17 protein-coding genes are annotated in these 19,183 nt (G+C 50.6%); all 17 read left to right on the top strand.

The genetic code is table 11. From position 1 onward, the window contains the following. The first annotated feature begins 300 nt into the window (after window positions 1-300). The 17 genes from K300_RS0112485 (at window position 301) to K300_RS16395 (ending at window position 19,176) form a co-directional block, all read left to right on the top strand. Complete coding sequence (locus K300_RS0112485) at window positions 301-735, top strand: division/cell wall cluster transcriptional repressor MraZ (RefSeq protein ID WP_022852012.1); 435 nt, start codon at window positions 301-303, stop codon at window positions 733-735. Between the two features lie 16 nt (window positions 736-751). Next, complete coding sequence (gene rsmH / locus K300_RS0112480) at window positions 752-1,684, top strand: 16S rRNA (cytosine(1402)-N(4))-methyltransferase RsmH (protein WP_022852011.1); 933 nt, start codon at window positions 752-754, stop codon at window positions 1,682-1,684. Between the two features lie 95 nt (window positions 1,685-1,779). Beyond that, window positions 1,780-2,091 carry a hypothetical protein gene (locus tag K300_RS0112475; protein ID WP_022852010.1) on the top strand — a complete coding sequence of 104 codons (312 nt, stop codon included), beginning with the start codon at window positions 1,780-1,782 and terminating at the stop codon, window positions 2,089-2,091. Beyond that, on the top strand, window positions 2,081-3,760 hold the full coding sequence (locus K300_RS0112470; RefSeq protein ID WP_022852009.1) for a peptidoglycan D,D-transpeptidase FtsI family protein: 1,680 nt from the start codon (window positions 2,081-2,083) through the stop codon (window positions 3,758-3,760). The genes K300_RS0112475 and K300_RS0112470 overlap by 11 nt, the downstream gene beginning before the upstream one ends. Then, on the top strand, window positions 3,747-5,195 hold the full coding sequence (locus K300_RS0112465; protein ID WP_022852008.1) for a UDP-N-acetylmuramoyl-L-alanyl-D-glutamate--2,6-diaminopimelate ligase: 1,449 nt from the start codon (window positions 3,747-3,749) through the stop codon (window positions 5,193-5,195). Before K300_RS0112470 ends, K300_RS0112465 begins: the two co-directional genes overlap by 14 nt. Next, on the top strand, window positions 5,192-6,550 hold the full coding sequence (locus K300_RS0112460) for a UDP-N-acetylmuramoyl-tripeptide--D-alanyl-D-alanine ligase (protein ID WP_022852007.1): 1,359 nt from the start codon (window positions 5,192-5,194) through the stop codon (window positions 6,548-6,550). The genes K300_RS0112465 and K300_RS0112460 overlap by 4 nt, the downstream gene beginning before the upstream one ends. Next, entirely contained in the window at window positions 6,540-7,625 is a 1,086-nt protein-coding gene (gene mraY / locus K300_RS0112455; protein WP_022852006.1) for a phospho-N-acetylmuramoyl-pentapeptide-transferase, read from the top strand. Before K300_RS0112460 ends, mraY begins: the two co-directional genes overlap by 11 nt. Before the next feature lie 4 nt (window positions 7,626-7,629). Next, the gene (murD, locus tag K300_RS0112450) at window positions 7,630-8,892 is read left to right on the top strand and encodes a UDP-N-acetylmuramoyl-L-alanine--D-glutamate ligase (protein WP_022852005.1); all 1,263 of its coding nucleotides are present in this window, start codon (window positions 7,630-7,632) and stop codon (window positions 8,890-8,892) included. After that, on the top strand, window positions 8,889-9,971 hold the full coding sequence (gene ftsW, locus K300_RS0112445; protein WP_022852004.1) for a putative lipid II flippase FtsW: 1,083 nt from the start codon (window positions 8,889-8,891) through the stop codon (window positions 9,969-9,971). Before murD ends, ftsW begins: the two co-directional genes overlap by 4 nt. After that, window positions 9,968-11,011 (top strand): UDP-N-acetylglucosamine--N-acetylmuramyl-(pentapeptide) pyrophosphoryl-undecaprenol N-acetylglucosamine transferase, encoded by a 1,044-nt coding sequence (locus K300_RS0112440; RefSeq protein ID WP_022852003.1) that lies wholly within the window; start codon window positions 9,968-9,970, stop codon window positions 11,009-11,011. The genes ftsW and K300_RS0112440 overlap by 4 nt, the downstream gene beginning before the upstream one ends. A gap of 5 nt (window positions 11,012-11,016) precedes the next feature. After that, a complete protein-coding gene (gene murC / locus K300_RS0112435) occupies window positions 11,017-12,405 on the top strand; it encodes a UDP-N-acetylmuramate--L-alanine ligase (RefSeq protein ID WP_026836455.1) in 1,389 nt (462 codons plus the stop codon). Next, the gene (locus K300_RS0112430) at window positions 12,395-13,288 is read left to right on the top strand and encodes a D-alanine--D-alanine ligase (protein WP_022852001.1); all 894 of its coding nucleotides are present in this window, start codon (window positions 12,395-12,397) and stop codon (window positions 13,286-13,288) included. Before murC ends, K300_RS0112430 begins: the two co-directional genes overlap by 11 nt. Further along, complete coding sequence (locus K300_RS0112425; RefSeq protein ID WP_022852000.1) at window positions 13,288-13,980, top strand: cell division protein FtsQ/DivIB; 693 nt, start codon at window positions 13,288-13,290, stop codon at window positions 13,978-13,980. The genes K300_RS0112430 and K300_RS0112425 overlap by 1 nt, the downstream gene beginning before the upstream one ends. Next, a complete protein-coding gene (gene ftsA / locus K300_RS0112420) occupies window positions 13,967-15,199 on the top strand; it encodes a cell division protein FtsA (RefSeq protein ID WP_022851999.1) in 1,233 nt (410 codons plus the stop codon). The genes K300_RS0112425 and ftsA overlap by 14 nt, the downstream gene beginning before the upstream one ends. Before the next feature lie 28 nt (window positions 15,200-15,227). Further along, complete coding sequence (ftsZ, locus tag K300_RS0112415; protein ID WP_022851998.1) at window positions 15,228-16,361, top strand: cell division protein FtsZ; 1,134 nt, start codon at window positions 15,228-15,230, stop codon at window positions 16,359-16,361. Window positions 16,362-16,367: 6 nt separating this feature from the next. Further along, the gene (locus K300_RS15635; RefSeq protein ID WP_022851997.1) at window positions 16,368-17,423 is read left to right on the top strand and encodes a glycosyltransferase; all 1,056 of its coding nucleotides are present in this window, start codon (window positions 16,368-16,370) and stop codon (window positions 17,421-17,423) included. Window positions 17,424-17,610: 187 nt separating this feature from the next. Continuing rightward, complete coding sequence (locus tag K300_RS16395) at window positions 17,611-19,176, top strand: bacteriohemerythrin (RefSeq protein ID WP_022851995.1); 1,566 nt, start codon at window positions 17,611-17,613, stop codon at window positions 19,174-19,176. The last annotated feature ends 7 nt before the right edge of the window (window positions 19,177-19,183 follow it).

The following is a 19,183-nucleotide window of genomic DNA, read 5'->3' as shown; positions in this document are numbered from 1 at the left end:
GCCCGAACTATCAGATATTTGGAGGCTATAAATTCCTGTCGTTGTTCAGTGATGCGCTGGAAAAGCGAACGCCTGTTCGCTCATGTGTTTTAATTGCCACAAATAAAATCCGCTTTTCTAAGCCCATGTTCCCAAAGTAGAAAACCATACGCCCCCTTATAGCCCTCTAATGCCCGCCATTCGGGGATTTCAGCGTTGTCTTTTTCTCTCTTTTCAGCTTGACGCTCATAACCCTATCTGTTAAAGTTTGGCATGTATTGGTCGATAAGGTCATAAATTGGATCAGAATGGCATGGTGATATGGGAAGTTTCAGAGGAAAACACGAACATAAAATCAGCGAAACAGGGCGCATAAGCGTACCTTCCAAGTTCAGGGAGATCCTGAAAGGGAAGTACGAAAGCGACCATCTCGTTTTGATCTCCATGGGGGATCATCTTCGTGTTTATCCTGTGGCGGAATGGGAGAAGCAGGAGGAACGCTGGGAAGAGGAAAACGACCCCGAGTTCAACGAGTTTCTCCGCAGGCTCTATGCCATGATGGACGAATGCAGTATCGACAAGAACGGCCGTATAGTTATCGGCCAGGATGTACGCAGAGAAAACGGTCTTACAGGGGATTGTTTCTTTACAGGATTCCGCAACCGTATGGAGATATGGAGCAGGGATGCCTGGAACAGCGTAAACAGCGAGGAGAGAAAGGACGAGCTTTTCGCTAAATTCGCCAACAAGTTTTAAGCGTCCGGAGGGGAGTATGCACAAGCCGGTTATGCTGGCGGAGGTTTTAGAGTATCTTCCCGCAAAGAGAGACGGCGTATTTATTGATCTGACAGGCGGCTTTGGCGGACACTCCGCAGCTATTAACGAAAGGCTCAGCAGCGATGCAAAGCATATCATAATCGACAGAGACCCCGAGTCCGTTCAGCGGCTCCGTGAGCGGTTCAAAGGGGTCAGTAGCATAGAGGTGTTTCACGAAAACTTCGGGGATTTCAACAGGGTTCTCGACCAGCGGGGCATAGAGAGGGTAGACGGTTTGCTTGCAGATTTCGGGCTTTCCACAATGCAGGTAAGGGATGGAAGCAGAGGCTTCTCCTTCCGGGAGGATGGCCCCCTCGATATGCGCATGGACAACTCCGCTGGCTTCAGTGCGGCAGATGTCGTGAATACACTTACCAGAGAAGAGCTAAGCGGGATAATAAAGACCTACGGCGAGGAGCGTTTTGCATGGCGCATCGCCGGAGCGATAGAGAATGCGAGGGAAGAGAAGCCCTTTGAGACAACGCTGGAGCTTGCGGATACGGTTGCATCGGCAGTACCTGCAAAGTTCAGGAAAAAGGGTATTAATCCTGCCACAAAGACCTTCCAGGCTATACGTATCCACGTGAACGGCGAGCTCAGGGAGATCGAGAGCATGCTTTCAAAGCTTGAGGACAGGGTAAACCCCGGCGGAAGGGTGGCGTTTATATCCTTCCATTCCCTTGAGGACAGGCTCGTGAAGGAGAAATTCCGTGAGCTTGAGAGGGAGTGCATATGCCCCCCGAAACAGGTTATATGCAACTGCGACAAGGAACGCACCTTCAAGATCCTCACTAGAAAACCCATAGCCCCGGGCGAAGCGGAGGTAGAGGAGAATCCTCTTTCCAGAAGCGCCAAGCTCAGGGTTGCAGAGAGAGTGTCATCCTCGTAGATGTTTGAGGATTTAGAGCTCCTTCGGGAAAGCGGCATCCCGGAGGAGCTTATATATGTTTTAACGCCCTTAAAAACTTTGGAAGGGAGAACTTCATGAGAACGAAGGCGGCATACTGGGAAAAGAGCTTTGAAAGGAACGAGGCCGAAGGCATCGGATTTGGCAGGGTCTTTATACTCTCCATGGTAATCATTGCAGTATTTCTGATTGTTTATGTCCGTCATATGTGTGTCCGTGAGGGATACGAGATAAGCCGCCTAAGTGGTCTCCTTGAGGAAAGGGAGATCCAGTACCAGCTACTTGTGGAGAAGAAGACAGAGGACCTCGATATAGATGGTATGTATAAAAAAGCGGAGGAGCTTGGGCTTGTAATGCCCAACGTGGAGAAGACTTTTTATGTTCAGTGAAAAGAGCCGGATTCTTTTCTTTCTGTATGTATGTATATTCTTTGCACTCGTAATCGGGGTGCGTCTTTTCCATCTTCAGGTACTTGAGGGTGATTTCTACGCTAAGCTGGCCGGCAACCAGGCCGAGAAAACCATAACAACCTACAGGGGGCGTGGCGAGATATACGACCGCACAGGCAAGCCTATGGCGATTAACAGGCGTGTGGCATCGGTTTTTGTTTTCGGCAGTAACCTCAAGGACAGACGCAAGTTTATCATCGACCTTGCGAATAATGGCATAACCATGAGCAAGAGCAACAAGAAGCGTGTCTATAAATCGGACGGCTTCGTTTGGATAAAGAGGAACATCGGTATAGAGGAGGCTAGGGAGCTTAAGAAGAATATACCCGAGCTGGATTATACGGTTACAGAGAACCGACTCTATCCGGAAAACGAGCTTGCCTCTTCCGTAATAGGCTTCACAGGGACCGATAATCAGGGCCTTTGGGGTCTTGAGGGGCGGTTTGAGAAGGTGCTTAAGGGTGATAAGACAGAGCTTGTGAGCCTGCGTGACAGCACAGGAAGGCTCATCCTCTTTGAGGATACCAGGGACAAGAAACGGACCGTTTCATCGGTTCATACTACTATAGATATGTACCTGCAGGGTACGGTCGAACATCTGCTCCGTGAGGACGCCGCAGCCTTCAGGGCGAGAGAAGGTGTCGCAGTTGCTATGGACGTAAAGACGGGAGATATACTCTTTGCGGCCTCCTCCGGAGGGTTCGACCCTAACAACTTCCGCTCATACGGCAAGAGCGACTGGAAGAACAGGGCGGCAACGTTTCTATATGAGCCCGGTTCCATCTTTAAGCCCGTTTCATTCTCCTATCTTCTGGACAGGCATTCACAGGATATAGAGGAGAAGGTGGACTGTGAGATGGGGCGCTACACGATCTACGGACACACCATAAAGGATGTGCACCGTTACGGAATGCTCACAGCTAAGGATGTTCTGGTTAAATCCAGCAACATCGGAATCATAAAGCTTACGAAGAAGGTTAAGAACGAAGATTTCTACGAATTCCTCTCCATAGCGGGCTTCGGTGCAAAAACCGGAGTCCTTGGCCTTGGCGAAGAAGAGGGTCTGCTTCGGAGTTATAAGAACTGGTCCGGTCTCTCAAGGCCTTCGCTGAGTATGGGGCAGGAGATACTCGTAACACCTCTTCAGATGGTTCGTTTCTATGCCGCCGTGGCCAACGGCGGTTTTCTGCTTAAACCAAGAATCGTGAAAGAGGTAAGCAAGAACGGACGCACAGTTACCCCCGAGGTGGACAGGCTGCCCATCATGTCCGAAACGAGCGCAACAAAGCTTGGAAAGATCCTCGCAGAGGTAGTTGAAGAGGGTACAGGAAAAAGAGCAAAGTCCAGCTACATAGATATAGCGGGAAAGACCGGAACGGGGCAGAGGTTTGACTCCGAGAAGGGTGAGTACAGCAGCCGGGATTATGCGGCGAGCTTCGCCGGCTTCTTCCCTGCGGATGACCCGAAGATAGCCATGGTGGTTGTTTACGACAGCCCCAGAACAAGCATCTACGGAGGCTCCACCGCAGCGAGAACCTACAGGAAGATAGCCGAAATAGCATCGCTTTATCTCGGGTTAAAAAGGAACGTGATCAATGAAAGCCTATAGCATACTCGATGGAATCGAGCTTAAGGGTTACGACAGCGGGATCAACTTCGAAGCGGAGATCGACGGCATAAGCTACGACAGCAGAGAGATATGCGAGAACAGCATCTTCTTTGCGTATCAGGGTGCAGACTTCGATTCCCACACTGTAGCCGCAGAGGTTTATGCCACTGGAAAGGTTCCTTTTATCGTTGCTGAGAAAGAGCTTAAGAATATACCGACGGTACTCGTAGAGGACGGGCGCAAGGCCCTCGCCCTTGCATGCAGAAACTGGTTTCACAAGCCCGATGAAAAGCTTGAGAAGGTGGGCATAACAGGAACAAACGGAAAAACCACCGTGAGCTATCTCCTTGAATCGATATTCAGCCGTGCGGGGAAGAAGCCGATACGCATGGGAACCACCGGTTGCCGTTTCTGCGGAACAACGCTGGACTCAATCAATACAACGCCCTCATCCTTCGAATATTATCAAGTACTTGCAGAAGCCGTCGCCGAGGGATGCGACTCCCTCGCTGTGGAGGTATCCTCCCATTCACTCCATCAGAACAGGCTCTTCGGAACCGTTTTCGATGTGGGGCTCTTCACAAACCTGTCCGGTGATCACCTCGATTACCATAACACCATGGAGGAATACTACGAGGCGAAGAAGAGGCTCTTTACAAGCGAATATTCCAATGTCTGTGTAGTTAACATCGATGATGAATTCGGCGCCAGACTGGCCGGTGAAACCGAGCTGGACAAGATAACCTACGGGCTCTACAACCGTTCCGAGATTACGGCGGAGAAGGTGGATCTCAGCCTTGATGGTATCGGCGCAGTAATCAAATACCCCGGAGGTGAGTTCAGCTTCAAAACAACCCTTGTGGGGCTTCACAATCTTGAGAATATACTCAGTGCCGTAGCGGCATCCCTCGCCCTGGGCATTGGAGATCAATACATAAAGGCAGGTCTTGAGGAACTGGGCAATGTTCCCGGCAGGCTTGAGAAGTTTGAGGTAAAGGGAGCCTTCGTTTTTGTGGACTATGCCCACACGGATGATGCGCTGTCTAATGTACTGGAAGCTCTCACCCCGTTCAGGAAGAACAGGGTGATCACGATATTCGGCTGCGGCGGAGACAGGGACAGGACGAAAAGGGCAAGGATGGCCAAGGCCGCCGAAGAGTTCTCCGATGAGGTGGTTGTCACCAACGATAACCCGAGAACTGAAAATCCCCAGCAGGTTATCGAGGACATCCTTGAAGGATTCGAGGATGCGGAGCGTGTAATAATATGCCCCGAGAGGAGGGAGGCTATAAGAAGCACCCTCGACAGAGCCGAAGAGGGTGACATCATCCTCATAGCCGGCAAGGGGCATGAGGACTACATGGTTATCGGGAAGGAAAGGATTCACTTCGATGACAGGGAAGAAGTACGTAAATACCTGGAGGGAAGCGAATGAATCTGCGTGAAACGGTTAATGCCCTTGCCGGAGTAATCTCGGCTGATACGGATGGAACAAGCAAGGTTAGGCGTCTTGTCATAGACAGCAGAAAGGTGCGCAAAGGGGATATCTTTGCCGCATTTCCAGGTGAGAATGTGGATGGAAGCCTCTACGCTGCTGAAGCTGTGAACAGGGGAGCGTCCCTCGTCATAATGGAGAATAGAGCAGCCTATGACGCCCTTCAGGGTAACAAGGTCCTTGTTCGTGATGTACTGGCCGCTGTAAAGGGGCTTGGCGCATATAAACTCCGCAAGTACAACGGAACAAAGATAGCCGTAACCGGAAGCATGGGCAAAACCAGCACGAAGGAGCTTATCTCTTCGGTGCTTTCCTCACGCAGACGTGTATATACAGCCTACGGAAACTACAATAACGAGCTTGGCGTTGCCATCTGCGCCGCCAACCTTAATATGAGAAGCACCTTTGCCGTATTCGAGTTCGGAACGAATTCACCCGGCGAGATAGCGGAGCTCTCCAAGTACGTTAAGCCCGAGATAGCCGTAGTTACAGGCATTGGGCATGCCCACATAGGCAGAATGGGGAGCATAGAGAAGCTGGCTGAGGAGAAGCTCTCCATAGTAGACGGCATGAAGAAGGATTCCGTCCTGTGGGTTAACGACACCTGCCGGAAATATCTGGATGATAAGGTGCTGGGTAGTGTGGAGGTCCGCTACTACGGCGAGGATATGAACTGTGACGTTATCCTTGCGGATGCGAACAGAAACAACAAGGGGCAGTTCTATTTCACTGCGGTCCATAAGGGATTCCCCTACTGCTTTATCCTCGACCACGTATACAGCCATTTCATAACAAACAGCCTCGTTGCCATAGGCATAGGCTTCTCCGCAGGGTTGGATTATCAGGATGTTATGAAGGGTGTTCTTAAGTTCAAACCCGTTAAGGGGCGCGGAGCTGTTAAGGTTATCAACGGTATACGTGTCATCGACGACACCTACAACGCAGGCTTCGAGTCGATAATCAGTGCCGTAGAAAACCTCGATGAAATGCCCGATGAAAAACGATATGCACTTATTGGCGAGATGGGTGAGATCGAGGGATTCGAAGAGATGCTTTACCTCCGTCTTTATAAAGAGGCGAAGAAACGCAAGGATATAAACTTTATCTTCGCCGGACAGAGCTATAGAAAGTTTCAGGATACGGAAAATATCTCCATAGCACCCACAAAGGAGGAGGCCAGAGAGCTGGTTTCCGGCATATCCGAGGGTGTGGTTTTAATAAAGGCTTCCAGAGCAAAAAGGTTCGAGGAGTTCATAGACTTCATCGAGAAGGAGAAAAAGCGGAGTGCTGTATAACCTTTTAACACCCCTGTCGGATACGGTGGGGATTCTGAACGTTTTTCGATATATCACATTCCGCACAGCGTATGCGACCATTACCGCTCTGGTAATAACTCTGATCATAGGTCCCTTTGTAATCCGCAAGCTGAAGCAGCTCGAATTCAGCATGCTCTCCAAAGAATACGGACCCAAGGCACATAAGAGCAAAGAGGGAACCCCCACCATGGGCGGGGTTATGATAGTTATCGCCGGAGGTCTCTCTACATTCCTCTGGGCTGATATCACAAACCCCTATGTATGGATAACCCTCTTCACATTCTTCTGCTATGCCGCCATAGGGTTCCGTGATGACTACATAAAGACCATAAAGAAGAAGCCCGGCGGGATAAGCGCAAGGGCGAAGTTCCTTGGTCAGGTTACAACGGGTGTCCTTGCCATAACCTTTATCACCATCGCAGATAAGGGGAATACGGCCACGATCCTTGCCATGCCCTTCTTCAAGAATCTTGTTATAGATCTTGGAGCTTTCTATTTCATATTCGCTCTCTTCGTGTTGGTGGGAACCTCCAATGCGGTGAACATAACCGATGGACTGGACGGCCTTGCCATAGCACCCTCTGTTATATCCTTCGGAACACTAAGCTTCTTCGTATACCTCACAGGGCACAAGGAGTTCGCTGGTTATCTGAACATTCTTTTCGTAAGCGGTTCGGGTGAGCTTGCGGTCTTCTGCGGCGCCATGGTGGGAGCAGGGCTCGGCTTTCTCTGGTTCAACGCCTTTCCGGCCAGTGTTTTCATGGGTGATGTGGGAAGCCTCTCCATCGGCGGTGCCATGGCTGTTGTGGCTGTTATCACCAAGCATGAGATAGTCCTTGCAATTGTGGGCGGAATCTTTGTCATGGAGACCGTCAGCGTAATACTTCAGGTTGGTTTTTATAAAGCTACCAAGGGTAAGCGGCTTTTCCGCATGGCACCCATACATCACCATTTTGAGCTTAAGGGTTGGAGCGAGACTAAGATCACCGTTCGCTTCTGGATTATATCTTTTGTGCTGGCCCTTGTGGCTCTCAGTACATTGAAGCTGAGGTGAGGATATGAGAGCGGCGATACTGGGCTACGGCAAGAGCGGACAGGCGGCTGAGAAACTCCTGAAAAGGATGGGAGCTGAGCATATCGATATCTTTGATGACAGGAATCCGGATTATTCCGGTATTTCCGGCTACACAGACATCTATGATCATGTGGCGGCAAGCCCCGGTGTTGACCTTAACCGTATAGGTCTGCACCCCGATAACCTCACCAGCGAGATAGAGCTCGCCTACAAGCTCGTTCCCAGAGAGTCCAAAATAATCGCCGTTACCGGAACGAACGGTAAAAGCACCGTAACCCATATCACCGCACAGATCCTCAACGCCCTCGGTGTAAGGGCAGTTGCATGCGGAAATATCGGCGCAACCTTTGGTGAGGCTGTTTTGGAGAACAAGGCCGATGTTTACGTCCTTGAGCTTTCCAGCTTCCAGATAGAGCTCCTCCAGGACTTTGAGGCGGACACGGTGATTATAACCAACCTTGCGCCGGATCACCTGGACAGATATGTGGACTACGATGAATACGCCGATGCGAAGCTGAAGCTTCTCGACTTCCTCAAGGAAGGGGGGAAAGCTATCCTCTCCGACAGTAGGGACCTTGCGGATAGAACATCTGAGATGAAGCTGAACAAAATAACAATCTATGAAGGTCTTAACAAGTTCCCTGTGCTTAAGGGGCTTGAGCTGGACTTCAAAGAGTATAAAGCGGATACGAGACATTTCCATCTCTACGGCAGGCACAACCTTGTGAACCTCGCCTTTGCACTGGAGGCGGCGAGAACTGTTGTCGGCTTCGAAGGGGATATTACAGGCATAGTAGAGGGACTGACAGGGCTTGAGCACCGATGTGAGTATGCAGGCGCAGTTAACGGCATAAGGTTCATAAACGATTCCAAGGGAACTAATGTTTTCTCCACCCTAGCATGCCTTAAAGGATTCCGTCCCCCAGTTACCGTACTGCTCGGGGGAAGGGACAAAAACGGGGATTTCAGTATTCTTGCGGATGAGCTTAACAGGGTCGCTTCCAACGTTATCGCCTTCGGCGAAGCGAGGAAGATAATAAAGGGGAGACTCAGGGGGCTTCTTACAGTTGACTTCACCACTGTAAAAACCCTCGGCGAGGCTGTTCGCACCGCTCTGCATCTCTCCGAAAAGGGGGACACCGTTATCCTCTCCCCCGCATGTTCGAGCTTTGACGAGTTCAAGAACTTCGAAGAGCGAGGAGACTACTACAAGGCTCTTGTGAGAAAACTGGGGGGTGAGAGTTGACTTTTACCGGTGATTCCAGAGCAAAGATACTTATCCTAACCGCCTTTCTAGTTTCCGTAGGGCTTATATTTGTATTCTCAGCCGGATCCATGCAGGCACTGCGCATAGGCAGGGGTGAACTGTTCTTTTTCACAAAACAGCTCCTCTCCGTATTCGCAGGGCTTGCCATGATGTACATGGCATACCGCATACCGATACGTACATGGCGGAAGTTTGTTCCCGTACTATACTTCCTTACCCTTGTACTGCTCATTGCAGTATTCTTCTTCCGACCTATAAACGGCTCCCACCGCTGGATTATTATGCCCGGTATAAACCTCCAGCCCTCGGAGCTTGCAAAGTTTACCACCGTGCTCTATCTGGCGCACTATCTGGATAAGAAGCACGATAAGATGGGGGATTTCTCCAGAGGGTTCCTCCCCGCATCCATACTCCTCGGAATCATGGGTGCACTGATACTTCTGGAGCCGGACTACGGAACAACCATGCTTATTATCGCTGTATCCTTCGGCATGTTTTTTGTCGGCGGAGCGAGCCTCAAGCATATGTTCGGTGTTATCGGGTTTATCGCACCCATCATCGGCGCAGGTCTCATGGTTGGTTACAGAAAGGGGCGTATCCTGAGCTTCATAAACCCATGGGAGGACAGATACGGCACTGGATACCAACTCATACAGTCCCTTACGGCTGTGGGGAGCGGCGGGGTTTTCGGGAAAGGAATAGGCAACTCCTCCCAGAAACTGCATTTCCTCCCCGAGGCGCATACGGACTTCATCTTTGCCATCATCACCGAGGAGACGGGGATGTTCGGCGGTTTTGTTATACTTGCCGCTGTGCTTGCTCTCTTTGTTATCGGTGTGCGTGTGGCAATGAAGCATACGGATCTGTTTGCAAAGCTTTTAACCTTCGGACTGGCCTTCTGTCTGCTTGTACAGGCTTTCTTCCATATGTCTGTCGTAACGGGTCTTCTTCCCACTAAGGGTATAGGTCTTCCCTTTGTGAGCTACGGGGGTTCGAATATGCTTTTCTCCCTCTTTATGACGGGGGTTCTTATAAGGAGTGCTGAGGAGGCGGAATGAGCCGTCTTCTCATAGCCGGAGGCGGAACCGGCGGACACCTCTACCCCGGCATAGCCGTGGCTGAGGAGGTCAAAGACAGGGTTGATGAGATTCTGTTTCTCGTTACGGACAGGGGGCTCGAGCGGAGAATCCTTTCCGAAAGGGGATACAGCTTCATCGAACAGAGGCAGACCCCCCTCAAGGGTACAGGGGTACTAAGGCGCATCTCCTCCCTCATGGGGCTCGGCATGGAGTTTTTCAGGATGCTGGGTGTTGTTAAAAGGGGTGATAAGGTGCTTCTAACAGGCGGGTTCGCCAGTGCAGCACCAGCTGCCGCCGCCCTTGTGAAAGGAGCAGAGCTCTACCTCCATGAACAGAACAGTGTCATGGGGCTTACGAACAAGGCCTTCGCACGCTTCTGCCGCAAGGTTTTCCTCTCCTTTGAGGAGACAAAGGAGGCCAAAGGGAGAACCGTCTGGACTGGGAACCCTGTCCGCAAAGAGCTTGCGGCTTTTGCTCCGAAGGAGAGATCCCCTGAGGTTATCCTTGTTCTCGGTGGAAGTCAGGGGAGCAGGTTTATAAACACCCTCGTTGCCAAAGCTTCGCCGATGCTTATGGAGGAGGGTTATACGATAGTTCATCAGGCGGGGTTGAAACTGCTTGATGAAACAAAACTGATGTACGAAGAGAACGGTGTTGATCCAGACAGGTATCCGGAAAGGATCGTTCTCAAAGGCTATATAAATGATATGGTTGAAGAATACTCAAAAGCTGATATTATCATCGCCCGCTCAGGCTCGGGGAGTGTATTCGAAACCGTATATTCGAGGCGACCTGCGGTTTTCATACCGCTGAAAGCCTCTGCGGACAACCATCAGCTCTACAATGCGAGATACGCCGAGAAGCTCGGCGTTGCCCGTGTTCTGGAGGAGGATGGAGCGGAGCCGGCAAGGCTCCTTGAGATTCTGCACTCACTGAACTCGCCGGAGGTTTTCAAAAGCCTTAGCGAGGTCAAATATATGAGGAGTGCAGAGATGATCGCCGGAGGGATGAATATATGACTGAAATGTTTGGTAAGGTCAGAAACATCCATTTTGTGGGAATCGGCGGAATAGGTATGAGCGGTATCGCCGAGGTACTTAAATCCATCGGATACCATGTAACCGGATCGGATATTGCAGAGGGGGGGAACGTCCTCAGACTGCGTGATCTGGGAATAGATGTTTTTGTGGGACACAGAGCGGAGAATGCCGAGGGGGCCCATGTTGTGGTTTACTCCTCAGCTGTGAAGGAAGACAACCCCGAGCTCGTTTATGCGAGGGACAACTATATACCTGTGATAAAGCGGGGGGAGATGCTTGCCGAGCTCATGCGGATGAAGTTCTCCATAGCCGTATCGGGAAGTCACGGTAAAACCACTACCACCTCCATGGTGGCGGAGATCTTTAACCGTGCGGAGCTTGATCCCACAATCATAGTGGGCGGAATCCTCAACAGAGGCGATTCCAATGCGGCCTTCGGTAAGGGGCATATCGTTATTGCAGAGGCGGATGAGAGCGACAGAAGCTTTCTTATGATGGCTCCTTCCATAGCGATTATTACGAATATAGACTATGAGCACCCCGATGCCTACAGCTCTCTGGATGATGTTAAAAACGCATTTGTGGACTTTGCAGCGAAGATACCCTTCTTTGGCCTTGCGGTTGTCTGTGTTGACGATGACAACACTGTGGACATAATCCCTAGGCTTGAGAAGCGTTTTCTCACTTACGGCATTAAGGCGCAGGCGGATGTGCGTGGTGAGAATATACGCAAAGACGGCTTCAGCATAAGCTTTGATGTGGTTATCAAGGGTGAGAAGAAGGGTAGGGTGAAGCTCGGCTTCCCCGGAGAGCACAACGTGCTGAATGCCCTGGCTGCCATAGCCGTTGCATCGGAGTTCGATGTCCCATTCAGGGTCGCAAAGGCCGCCCTTGAGGAGTTTTCCGGTGTACAGCGCAGGCTTACAGTCCGTTTTGACGACGGTTGCTGTACGGTTATGGATGATTACGGGCACCACCCCACAGAGATACGCACAACCCTCCGTGCGGTGCATGAGGCCTACGGTGACAGAAAGATTGTGGCCGTATTTCAGCCCCACAGATATTCCAGAACTGCGGCGCTGATGAAGGACTTCACATCATGCTTCATGGATGCGGACGAGCTCTTTGTTACCGACATATATGCCGCCAGCGAGGAGCCCATCGAGGGGGTAACATCCGAGGAGATGGTTAAGGGGATTAAGGAGCACGGTTTTAAAAACGCTCATTATATAAGTGAATTCGAGGATGTTTATAAATACTTCGAGGAGAACGGGTGTGAGGATACTGTGATACTCACCCTCGGAGCGGGAAGCATAACAAGGTTCTCCATAGAACTTTCGGCGATGGTAGAGAGGAAGCGTAGTGTTAGATAAGCGTATTACACTGCTCTACGGCGGTATATCCTCGGAGAGGGATGTATCGCTAAAGAGTGGAGAGGCTGTTTACAGAGGATTGCAGAGTGCGGGTTTCAGGAATATCCGCCTCCTTGATGCAGACAGGAACCTCGCCGCAGAGCTTGAAAAGAACAGACCCGATGCCGTTCTCAGCGTTCTCCATGGAACCTACGGCGAAGATGGACGCATACAGGGTCTTCTAGAGCTTATGGGCATCCCCTATGCTGGTTCGGACAGTTTTTCAAGCGCAGTGGCTTTTGATAAGCTTTTAACAAAGATGGTCTTTGAAAGAAGCGGCATTCCGTCTGCGGAATACGTTGTTATAGATAGGGATTCGGCTGAAGCCCCCTTCCTCCCCTGTGTTGTAAAGCCCTCCAGGCAGGGCTCCACCATAGGGATAGGCATTGTTAAAGAGGAAAAGGACTACCGGACGGCGGTGGAGGAAGCCTTCCGCCACGACGACAGGGTTTTTGTTGAACGGTACATAAAAGGAAAAGAACTTACGGTAGGTATATTGGAATCTAAATCTCTGCCGATTATATGGATAAATCCTTTGTCCGGTTTTTACGACTACGAGTCGAAGTACACGAAGGGTAAGACGGAGTACAATTTTGAAACCGGACTCAGCGAGCAGGAAGAGAAACAGGTTAAAGAATACGCGGCTGATGCCTTCAAAGCCCTCGGATGCAGGGATTACGGCAGGGTGGATTTTATCTGGGACGGTGAAACCCCCTATGCCCTTGAGGCAAACACGCTCCCCGGGATGACTGAAACATCCCTTCTGCCCAAGGCGGCGGATAAAGCGGGAATCAGCTTTGATGAAATGATAACCGCAATGGTTAAGGGTGCATTGGAGAGATAATGAAGAAGCTCGCCAGGGTAATAAGGATCCTCTTTCTGATAGCACTCATAGGAGCTCTCACAGCCGGTGCTGTATGGGCGGCCATGGAGGCTGTGGGGATGATCCGGGCCAGCGGCTATTTTAATGTGAAGCACGTAGGCGTGCAGGGCATTATCCAGGCGGACAGGGAGAAGATAGACTCCTTCGCCGAGGAGCTGGTGGGAAAGAACATCTTCAGCCTCGCCGACACAGTAAGCAGGCCCGAGGATCCCTGGGTGGAGAAGCTTGAACTCAGGAAGGTTTTTCCCGACAGCATCGAGGTTGAGGTCTTCGAAGAGAGGCCGGTGGCGCAGGTTGAGATGTACGACAGGTGTTACACAGCAACAGCCTCCGGTTCCGAAATCCCCGCAGAGTGTAAGGGGGATGAGGTTTACAGGTGGAAGGATGTCTCCGATGAGGAGTTCAGCTCCTTCCTGCAGATGTATGACAGTTTAGAAACCCTGAGAAAGGGTAATATTATACTGAAGCCGCTCTATTTCACCCTCGAGCTCGACGGGGTTGAGATTAAATGCGGTTACGATGGAGAAGGGCTTCCGCAGAGGCTGGAGGTCTATACCCGGCTCATTAAACAGCGGTACAAGAGGATCGAGTATGTCGATATGAGGCTGCCGGGCAAAATTTATGTAAACGGGGTGATGAATGTCTCTGGATAACATCTATGTCGGACTGGATATGGGAACCACAAAAATTTGCGTGGTCGTTGCCAGAAAGAACGAGGACGACAGCATAGATATCCTCGGCATAGGCAATGTGCCCTCAAAGGGGATCAGAAGGGGTGTGGTGGTGAATATCGAAGCCACTGTGGACTCCATTAAGAAGGCCCTTGTGGAAGCACAGCGCATGTCCGGGATTGAAGTGAAAACAGTTACCGCAGGTCTCGCTAGCGGTCATATAAAGAGTTTCAATAAAAGGGGAACCATCGCAGTAAAGAGCTCAGAGGTCACCAAGCAGGATGTGGACAGGGTTATCGAGTCCGCCTCTGCATACAACATGCAGCTTGGTGAAGAGGTTCTGGATGTTATACCCCAGCAGTTCATCCTCGACGGCCAGACCGAGATAAAGGATCCCGTCGGAATGAACGGAGTACGCCTTGAGGCGGATGTACATATCGTAACCGGAGCCGTATCCTCGGCGCAGAACATTATAAAGTGCTGCGAAAAGGCGGGAATCGTGGTTGATGATGTGATACTTGAGCAGTTTGCATCATCCCAGGCGGTTCTCAGCGAGGATGAGAAGGAGATCGGCGTCTGCCTCATAGACGGCGGCGGCGGAACATGCGACATGGCCGTTTATAAGCAGGGTGCGGTTTTCCACACAGCTGTTCTGCAGATAGGCGGTAATCATTTTACCAAGGATCTCTCCATCGGTCTCAGCACGCCCGAGTCCGAGGCGGAGGATCTCAAGAAAGAACACGGATGCGTCTGGATGCCTCTGGTGTCCGACGATGAGTTTGTAGATGTGCCCACAGTGGGGGGAAGGCCTCCCAGAAGGGTGGGCAAGCCTGTATTTACCCAGATCCTCCAGGCCAGGGCAGAGGAAGTGTTCCATATGTTCAAGGGTGAGCTTCAAAAGCACAAACTCCTCGAGCTTATGGGTGCGGGTGTTGTTGTAACAGGCGGTTTCAGCAACTTTGAAGGTATTGAGGAACTCGCCTCCGAAGTTTTTGACCTGCCCGTGAGGGTGGGTAGACCGATTAACATCGGCGGACTTACCGACGTGGTCATGGACCCCAGATTCTCTACTGGTGTAGGACTTGCTATATATTCTGCAAAGAAGGGTAAAGGTGGTCAGAAGATTTCCCGCGGTGGTGAGGACAAGGTATTCGGCAACATCTTCACAAGGATGAAGGGCTGGATGAGTGAATTCTTCTAAAAGTATATTAACACGGGGGTATTAACATATGTTTGAATTCGAAGACATCAAACAAGGTGCGGTCATAAAGGTGATCGGAGTCGGCGGAGCCGGAGGCAATGCCGTAAACAATATGATAAACCACGGTATCGAAGGCGTTGATTTCATCGCCGCAAATACCGATCAGCAGGCTCTTGCGAGCAATAAGGCTCCCAATAAGATCCAGCTCGGAACCACCCTGACAAAGGGGCTCGGAGCGGGCGGGATGCCCGAAGTAGGAAAAAAAGCGGCCATTGAAGATATGGAGGCCATCGAAGCACAGCTTAAGGGTGCGGACCTCGTCTTCATAGCCGCCGGAATGGGTGGTGGAACAGGAACCGGTGCGGCTCCCGTTATTGCCAATGTGGCCAAGGGCTTAGGTGCTCTCACAGTGGCTGTTGTATGCCGCCCCTTCACATGGGAAGGAAGAAGAAGGCTCGACTTCGCTGACCAGGGAATAAAATTCCTTAAGGAGCATATCGATACATTCATCGTTGTGCCCAACGACAGGATCCTTGAGCAGTGCAAGGAGACCACACAGTTTGCCGAGGCGTTCAAGTTCGCCGATGACGTTCTGCGTCAGGGTGTTCAGGGTATAAGCGACGCCATAAACGGCAACGGATATATCAACGTAGATTTCGCCGATGTACGCTCCATTATGGAGGCCAAGGGTATGTCCCTTATGGGTATCGGCGAGGCATCCGGAGAAAACAGAGACATTGAGGCCGCCGACAAGGCACTCAAGTCACCCCTTCTTGCGGATGTCAGCATAAACGGTGCGGAGGGAATCCTCGTGAACATCACCGGAGGCTCCGACCTCAAGATGTTCGAGGTGCAGACCATCGCCACCAAGATTCACGACAGCGCAGGGGACAACGCAGCCATCTACAAGGGTGTTGTTGTCGATGATAACTACGAGGGAACCATCAAGGTTACCGTTGTTGCCACAGGGCTCGGCAAAGCTAAGGACCGCAAGAAGAGCGGCGAGGTAGACAACATAGTAGGGAAGCAGAACGAGCAGGCTGTCAGCTTTAAGAATAAGGTGAACAAGATAAAGCAGAAGGATGCCTCTCTCAAGTCCGTTGGCGACTACAACGAGGACGAGTACGATATCCCTGCCTACCTGAGGAATCAGGCCGACTAAAGGCAGATGCGTTTTCTGCATGTAGTAAATGTGAGGTGGTTCAACGCCACCGCATGGTATGCCCATATGCTCTGCCTTGGCCTTGAAAAACTGGGCCATGATGCGGCGGTTCTTGGGCTGCCCGATTCCCCCCCTGTTAAAAAGTCCGACAATGCGGGTCTCGTAACCTACGAGGCCCGCTTAAACAGCTCCTCACCCCTTATTGTTCCAGACTCGATACGCCGTATTAATAAGTATATAAAGGAATACCGCCCCGATGTAATCGTCTGCCACCGGGGGGAGATGTTCTGGTACTTCACTCATCTCCGCTACCGCACAAAGCCAACATGGAAGCTTGTCCGTGTTCGGGGGGACAGAAGAACCCCCGGTATTAACCCCCTGAACAGATGGCTCTATAATAACGCTGTGGACCACATAGTAACCAGTGGCGAATTCATGAAGGATGTCCATACGGACGGACTTAGAGTGCCCGAGAACAAAGTATCCGTTCTCTTCGGCGGTGTGGACACAGACTACTTCCGGCGAGACGGTTCGGGAGGGGAGCGTGTGAGGGGTGAGTTCGGGCTGAAAGAGTCGGACTTTGTTATAGGTATACTCGGTCGCTTCGATCCCGTTAAAGGGCATGAGAGCCTCATAAAGGCGTGCTCAGAGCTTATAAAAGGGGGGAGGCATGACATCAAGCTTATGATAGCAGGCTTCGATGCTGTAACAACCGAGGAGGATATACGCCGCATTCTCATAGAGCATAACATGACGGAACACGCCTTCTTCACAGGGCGCAGGGATGATGTGCCCGCCCTTATCAGTGCCATGGACCTTGGCGCAATCCCGTCCCTCGGCTCCGAGGCGATATGCAGGGTAGGTATGGAGATGATGGCATGCGGCGTGCCTGTAATCGGCAGTAGAACAGGAGTTATACCGGAGATATTCCCTGAACAGAACATCTTCGAGCCCGGCGATGTGGATTCTATTGTAGGTTGTATCAAGGATTTCTCCGCTGTCACAGAGCATTACAACTATATAACCTTTTCTGAAAGGTTTGCTGATATATTCATGCGATAATTATTAAATTCGTAAATCCTCCATATTAACTAGTAATAATTATTGAAAGTTTTATCTTTTTATCGGATAATATTCATCGCATTCATCAATGACAAATATTCTATTATAGGTAAATGTTATGAGACTAAGCTTACGGTTCACACTTGTAGTTTTATTAATCTCAATTCCGCTTTTGACATCATCTTTCATGGGCATCAGAAACTATCTTAAGTTTCAGGAGATCATTTCAGAAGGGGGAGAGTCATCCATCAGGCTTGCCCACGATCTAGCCGGCTCCGGTATCACATTCTCCGTAGCCTGCATAATCTTTGGTATCCTTTTAGCCTTTTTTATCCCCTATTTTATGATGAGGGAGAAGACATGCGGGGTTAAAAGCCTCTCCGGAGCGCTTAAGAATGCCGAGTCTGGCGAACTGGGAAGCCGGGTAAACGGCGACTGCAGGGGTGAGATGGCGCATCTGGCAGAAACTATGAACTCTTTTCTAGGGAAGATGGAGGGTACAATCGCCGATTTCTTCTTCGCATCCAAGAATATCAGTTCGTTGGCTGAAAACCTTACAAACGTAAATAATGAGATTAACGGACAGATAAACGTTATCAACGATAACGTAAGCACCGTTTCAAGCGCCACCGAGGAGCTCTCCTCCACGAGCAACTCTGTTCTGGATACCTGTAAAAACTCACTCGACAGTGTTAGCAGTTGCAACGATAGGGTGGAGCAGGGTAAGACTGTTATCGATAAGAATAAAGAGAGCATGCAGGATATATCGAGTAATATCAGCTCGATTTCCGAGGTTGTGGAGCAGGTTATGAAGCAGTCCGAGGAGATCGGGCATATTGTTGTTTCCATTAACGACATCGCAGACCAGACAAACCTCCTAGCCCTTAATGCAGCTATTGAGGCGGCAAGGGCTGGCGAGCACGGCAGAGGCTTTGCCGTTGTGGCCGATGAAGTAAGGAAGCTTGCCACAAAGACCACCGATTCAACCAAGCGAATCGGAGAGGTTATCAAGGAGCTTCAGGGTAGGATAAACAATGTTTTCGAGACTGTGCAGGCGGGTGTCCATGCCGTTGACGAGGGGATAGAGCATTCGGATGAATCAGTGGAGGCCATAGAGGCTATTTCCATTAATATCAATGACATCGCTGGGCAGATAGATGGAATCGTCCGCTCCATGGAGGAACAGACTCTGGCTCTCAGCGAGGTTTCCAACAGTACGCTGGAGATCGCCAATATGTCCGAGAACATTACGCATATGGCCCATGAATCCCAGAGTGCGGGTGAGAACCTTCTTTCTGTCACCTCCGGGCTCACAAGCAGCATATCCTACTTCCGCAAAGGTGCCGATGATACCTTTATGAAATGGAGTAGTGAGCTCGAGACGGGGATAAAGCAGTTTGATGATCAGCACAAGAAACTTATCAGCATCATCAATGAGCTGTACGACGGGATCCAGAAAGGGCAGGATAAAAAAGCCCTTGAAAAGACACTTAACGAGCTTGTAGAGTATACCGTTTACCATTTCGATTCCGAAGAAGAGGCTTTCCGTAAACACGGGTATCCAGACGCCCATACCCACAGGGACGTTCATGAGAGTCTTAAGTCCAAGGTTATGGAGTTTATGGAGAACTATGAAAGCGGACGTGAGGTTATCGGTTTTAACCTCCTCAGCTTTCTGCAGGATTGGGTCAAGAACCACATAATCAAGGTGGATAAGAAGTACGCACCTTTTCTGAAATCCAATATGAAATAAGCCGCTG

The organism is Limisalsivibrio acetivorans (assembly GCF_000421105.1).
GTDB classification, from domain to species: Bacteria; Chrysiogenota; Deferribacteres; order Deferribacterales; family Geovibrionaceae; genus Limisalsivibrio; species Limisalsivibrio acetivorans.
Note: the sequence above shows the minus strand (reverse complement) of the source record. Positions and strands in the feature narration are given on the sequence as shown.

What these genes read in the sequence shown, in the direction of transcription:
- rsmH (WP_022852011.1), top strand. Translation starts at nt 752, where the DNA reads ATGCACAAGCCGGTTATGCTGGCGGAGGTTTTAGAGTATCTTCCCGCA.
- K300_RS0112485 (WP_022852012.1), top strand. Translation starts at nt 301, where the DNA reads ATGGGAAGTTTCAGAGGAAAACACGAACATAAAATCAGCGAAACAGGG.
- K300_RS0112440 (WP_022852003.1), top strand. Translation starts at nt 9,968, where the DNA reads ATGAGCCGTCTTCTCATAGCCGGAGGCGGAACCGGCGGACACCTCTAC.
- ftsA (WP_022851999.1), top strand. Translation starts at nt 13,967, where the DNA reads ATGTCTCTGGATAACATCTATGTCGGACTGGATATGGGAACCACAAAA.
- ftsZ (WP_022851998.1), top strand. Translation starts at nt 15,228, where the DNA reads ATGTTTGAATTCGAAGACATCAAACAAGGTGCGGTCATAAAGGTGATC.
- K300_RS0112475 (WP_022852010.1), top strand. Translation starts at nt 1,780, where the DNA reads ATGAGAACGAAGGCGGCATACTGGGAAAAGAGCTTTGAAAGGAACGAG.
- murC (WP_026836455.1), top strand. Translation starts at nt 11,017, where the DNA reads ATGTTTGGTAAGGTCAGAAACATCCATTTTGTGGGAATCGGCGGAATA.
- K300_RS0112465 (WP_022852008.1), top strand. Translation starts at nt 3,747, where the DNA reads ATGAAAGCCTATAGCATACTCGATGGAATCGAGCTTAAGGGTTACGAC.
- K300_RS15635 (WP_022851997.1), top strand. Translation starts at nt 16,368, where the DNA reads ATGCGTTTTCTGCATGTAGTAAATGTGAGGTGGTTCAACGCCACCGCA.
- K300_RS16395 (WP_022851995.1), top strand. Translation starts at nt 17,611, where the DNA reads ATGGGCATCAGAAACTATCTTAAGTTTCAGGAGATCATTTCAGAAGGG.
- murD (WP_022852005.1), top strand. Translation starts at nt 7,630, where the DNA reads ATGAGAGCGGCGATACTGGGCTACGGCAAGAGCGGACAGGCGGCTGAG.
- K300_RS0112470 (WP_022852009.1), top strand. Translation starts at nt 2,081, where the DNA reads ATGTTCAGTGAAAAGAGCCGGATTCTTTTCTTTCTGTATGTATGTATA.
- K300_RS0112460 (WP_022852007.1), top strand. Translation starts at nt 5,192, where the DNA reads ATGAATCTGCGTGAAACGGTTAATGCCCTTGCCGGAGTAATCTCGGCT.
- K300_RS0112425 (WP_022852000.1), top strand. Translation starts at nt 13,288, where the DNA reads ATGAAGAAGCTCGCCAGGGTAATAAGGATCCTCTTTCTGATAGCACTC.